This window comes from Ideonella sp. P3_A4 (assembly GCF_056403075.1).
Genome location: NZ_JBFUGE010000470.1, coordinates 1 through 4,674 on the forward strand (window position 1 = coordinate 1; position 4,674 = coordinate 4,674).

The window sequence follows — 4,674 nt, forward strand, 5'->3', positions numbered from 1 at the left end:
CTTCTTCACCGTCAACACGCCAGACGACATGGCGCGTCTGAACATCGGCGGCAAGCGCGTCACGCAGGAGCTGATCGAAAAGTGGAAGGTCGAGCGCGGCTATGACAAGCCGCTGTACTGGAACGACAAGCTGGAGGGCAGCAACAAGCTGACCGAGACGATCTTCTGGGAGCGCTCGGTCTCGCTGTTCACGCTGAACTTCGGCCGTGCCGATGCTGAAAGTGGTGGCGATCTGGGCCACGAGGTGGCCACGCGCATGTGGGTCAGCGTGCAGCTCGCATTGCCGATCTTCTTGCTGCAGGTGATATCGAGCACAGGCTTCGCGTTGTTGCTCGTGATGTTCAGACACACCAAGCTCGACTTATGGGGCGTGGTCTTGTGTGTGCTGATGTTGTCGATCTCGAGCCTGTTCTACATCATCGTCGGCCAGTACCTGTTCTCGCGCGTCTTCAAGCTGGTGCCCATTTCGGGCTACGCGCAGGGGTTGGATCTGGTCCGCTTCCTGGTGCTGCCGGTGATGCTGTCGGCCTTGTCTCGCCTGGGCACGGAAGCGCGCCTGTACCGCGCGATGTTCCTGGAAGAGATCGGCAAGGACTACGTCCGCACGGCGCGTGCCAAGGGCCTGAGCGAGTACGTAGTTCTGTTCCGCCACGTGCTGCGCAACGCGATGATCCCGATCATCACCAGCATGGGTGGCTACCTGCCTTATGTGTTCATGGGCAGCTTGGTGTTCGAGAGTTTCTTCGGCATCCCGGGCCTCGGCGCCTACGTGATCGAGGCGATCGGCAAGCAGGACTTCGCCATCGTCCGCACGATGGTGTTCGTGGGCTCGTTGCTCTACATCTTGACCTACGTCCTGATCGACATCGCCTATTCCTGGGTCGACCCCCGGGTGCGCCTGGCTTGATCGCTGGCCAAAACGAAAGAACTCTGGAGTCTCGGTGATGCCGAAGTTTGTGATGTTGTGGACCGACGTGTCCGTCTGGCTGCTGATCGTCGCCATGGTGGCCTACGGTTGGACGGTGGCGCGCAAGCCGAACCTGTCCGCCAACTGGGGCAAGGTGTTCCGCAACGCGCCGGCGTTGTCGTCGTCGCTGGTCTTGCTGGCCTGCCTGCTGGTCACTCTGGCCGACAGCGTGCATTTCCGGCCGGTGCTGCCACCGGCCGCCAGCGCCCCTGCCGGCAGCGAGGTGGTGTACGACACGCGTGTGCTGTCGGTGCTGGACGCGGGGCTGCGCCAGGTCGTGCAATCGCGTGAGTCGACCTATTCGCGCCCCTTGGCCTATGTGGGCTTCACCAAGGAATCGGCCGATGTGAACGGCAAGGTCGAGCGCATAGCGCCGCGCCTGAAGTTCGGCGGCGCGCACCTGACCGATCCGGACACCCAGTGGTCGGGTGACGTGACGAAACGCGTCGTGGTGGGTGCGTTGGCCGGTGCGGTGGTCGCTGCGTTGCTGTGCGCATTGCTGATCGCTGCTGTATCACGGAGCCGCAGGGAAGGGTGGTCCACCACCTTCGGCAAGATTCGCCGCCACGAAACCCCGGTGCCTTGGATGGCGGCCTGCTGGACGTTGTTCGGCCTGGGCCTGCCGATCGGCGTGTTGATCTCGCTGATGGGGAACTACCACGTGTTCGGCACCGACATCACCGGCAACGACGTGATGTACCAGACGCTGAAGAGCATCCGCACCGCGTTCGTGATCGGCACGCTGGCCACGCTGGCCACGCTGCCCTTGGCGGTGGTGCTGGGCATCATGGGTGGCTACCTGAAGGGCTGGGTCGACGAGCTGATCCAGTACTTCTACACCGTGCTGTCATCAATCCCGAACATCCTGCTGATCGCTGCCTGCGTGCTGATGGTGCAGGTCTTCCTGGACAAGCACCCCGAGCTGTTCGAAACCGGTGTCGAGCGGGCCGACCTGAAGCTCTTCCTGCTGTGCGCGGTGCTGGGCCTGACCGGCTGGGCCAGTCTGTGCCGTCTGCTGCGTGGCGAGACGCTGAAGCTGCGCGAGCTGGAGTTCGTGCAGGCGGCAAACGCATTCGGCGTTGGCCAGGCCCGCATCATGATGCGGCACATCTTCCCGAACGTGGTGCACCTGATCCTGATCGTCACGGTGCTCGACTTCTCGGCGTTGATCCTCTACGAAGCCGTGCTGTCGTATGTCGGCGTGGGCGTGGATCCGTCGATGAACAGCTTCGGCGGCATGATCAACTTTGCCCGCAACGAGATGAGCCGCGACCCGGTGGTCTGGTGGCCCTTTGCGGCAGCTTTCATCTTCATGGTGACCTTGGTGTTGTCGGCCAACTTGTTCGCCGACGGCGTGCGCGACGCATTCGACCCGCGGGCCCGCGTGTTCCGCCCGCGACCGATCACCCATCAAAAGAAGCCGGCTTGAGGGACGAGTAAGCCATGCTGGAAATCAAGAATATCAAGGTCGAGCTCGATGCCGAGCACGGTCTGGTGCGTGCCATCGACGGGATGCGGCTGACGCTGCAGCGCGGCGAGACCTTTGCGCTGGTTGGTGAGTCGGGCTGCGGCAAAAGCATGACGGCGCTCGCGCTGATGCGCCTGTTGCCCGAAAACGGCTACATCGCTTCGGGCGATGTGCTGGTCGATCAGGAAGACGTGCTGGCGCTGCCCGAGTCGCAGATGCGCGCGGTGCGCGGCGGCCGCATTGGCATGATCTTCCAGGAGCCCTCGACCAGCCTGAACCCGGTCATGAAGATCGGCGACCAGATCGTCGAAGCCATCGAGGCGCACACGCCGCTGCGCGGCGAAGCGGCCCGTGCGAAGGCGCTGGACTGGTTGCGCAAGGTCGGCATCCCCGAGCCGGAGCGCCGCATCGACGACTACCCTTTCCGCATGAGCGGTGGTCAGAAGCAGCGCGTGATGATCGCGATGACGCTGGCCGGCGAGCCCGACTACATCATTGCCGACGAGCCCACCACGGCGCTCGACGTGACGATCCAAGCCCAGGTGTTGGACCTGCTGAAGCAGTTGCAGGCAGAGCATGGCCTGGGGCTGCTGCTGATCACCCACGATCTGGCGGTGGTTTCAGGCATGGCGCATCGCGTGGCGCTGATGTATGCCGGCCAGATCATCGAGGTGGCCACGGCCGAAGAATTCTTCTCGGCGCCGAAGCATCCTTATGCGAAGGCACTGCTGCGCGCGCTGCCGGATTCGACCCGCCGTGGTCAATCACTGGCCGCCATTCCCGGCACGGTGCCGCCGCTGACCACTCAGTTCGAGGGCTGTCGTTTCGAGCCTCGCTGCTATTGCGCCGAACCGGCCTGCAAGACGACGCTGCCTGAGCTGTACAACCTGGCCGGGTCCCGGTCTGTGCGTTGTCTGCGTTATGCCCCGGGCCACGATGCTCAGGCCACCGAGGCCATCATCAACATCGTGCCCGCCGCGGCGCCGATCCAAGCCGGCAAGGCTGCAGCCGCCAGCGGCGCCCAGCCGCTGTTGCAGATTGACCATCTGCGCGTTCGCTTCCCGATCCGCAGGGGCCTGCTGCAGCGTGTGCATGGTTACTTCGACGCGGTCGACGGCATCTCCTTCAAGGTCCAGCCGGGCCAGACCCTGGCGCTGGTCGGCGAATCCGGTTGCGGCAAGACGACGACCGGCAAGGCCATCGTCCAGCTGCTGCGCCATCAGGCCACCTTCGAGGGCATGGCGCTGCTGGAAGGGCAAAACCTGTTCGAGCTGGAAGGCGAGCCGCTGCAAAAGGCCCGGCGCGACATCCAGATCATCTTCCAGGATCCGTTTGCCTCGCTGAACCCGCGGATGCGTGTGTTCGACATCCTCGAAGAAGGCCTGCTGTCGCTGCAGCCGGACCTGGATGCCACCGCACGCCGCGATCGCCTCCAACGTCTGACCGATCAGGTGGGACTGCGCCGGGACGCGCTGGACCGCTACCCGCACGAGTTCTCGGGCGGCCAGCGTCAGCGCATTGCGATCGCCCGCGCGTTGGCGGTCCAGCCCAAGCTCATCGTCTGCGACGAGCCGACGTCCGCACTGGACGTGTCGGTGCAGGCGCAGATCCTGAACCTGCTGCGCGACCTGCAGCGCGAGCTCGGTGTGTCCTATCTGTTCATCACGCACAACATCGGCGTGGTCGAGTACATCGCCGACGAAGTGGCCGTGATGCGCGCCGGCCGCATCGTGGAGCAGGGGACCTGCGACGAGGTGATCGGCCGTCCGCGCGACGCCTACACGAAGAAGCTCATTGCCTCTGTGCCGAGGTTGGCGACGGCTGTCTAGACGGCCTTCAATCGGTGAAAGCGCGGCATTGCGCATTGATTGCCCAAGAACACCGGCTCGGCCGCTGGGTGCGCCGAGCCGTATTCGGCGGCTGTTTCGCCCGCGATTGACTAGACAACTTGTTGTTCCCTGAGAAAGTTGCAGCTTTGGCGCAACATCGCAGAGGGTTTTCGAGGCCAAAAGGGGTTTCCCAGGTGCGGGCCTTTTACGCTGCTCAGTGACAATTCAGACACATGTTTTCGACGTGGCAGTTCGGGCTCACGAGACCTGTTCTCTCCCCCGCCGATGCAGGTTTCCATCCCTCAACCTTTGTTCACAGGAATAGTTCATGTTTGAACGAACCAAGCTTTGTGCAGGATTGCTTTGCGCTTTCGGCACCTTGGCTACCGGCGTTTCCGTCGCCCATGCTC

At 63.5% G+C, this 4,674-nt stretch carries 3 protein-coding genes; all 3 read left to right on the forward strand.

Features of this window, described 5'->3' with window-relative positions:
* Positions 1 to 907: ABC transporter permease (locus tag AC1DYI_RS27000; RefSeq protein WP_477207207.1), on the forward strand; the 907-nt coding region annotated here is incomplete at its 5' end.
* A gap of 37 nt (positions 908 to 944) precedes the next feature.
* Positions 945 to 2,396 carry an ABC transporter permease gene (locus AC1DYI_RS27005; RefSeq protein ID WP_477207208.1) on the forward strand — a complete coding sequence of 484 codons (1,452 nt, stop codon included), beginning with the start codon at positions 945 to 947 and terminating at the stop codon, positions 2,394 to 2,396.
* Between the two features lie 14 nt (positions 2,397 to 2,410).
* Positions 2,411 to 4,264, forward strand: coding sequence for an ABC transporter ATP-binding protein (locus tag AC1DYI_RS27010; RefSeq protein ID WP_477207209.1), 1,854 nt, complete (start codon positions 2,411 to 2,413; stop codon positions 4,262 to 4,264).
* The last annotated feature ends 410 nt before the right edge of the window (positions 4,265 to 4,674 follow it).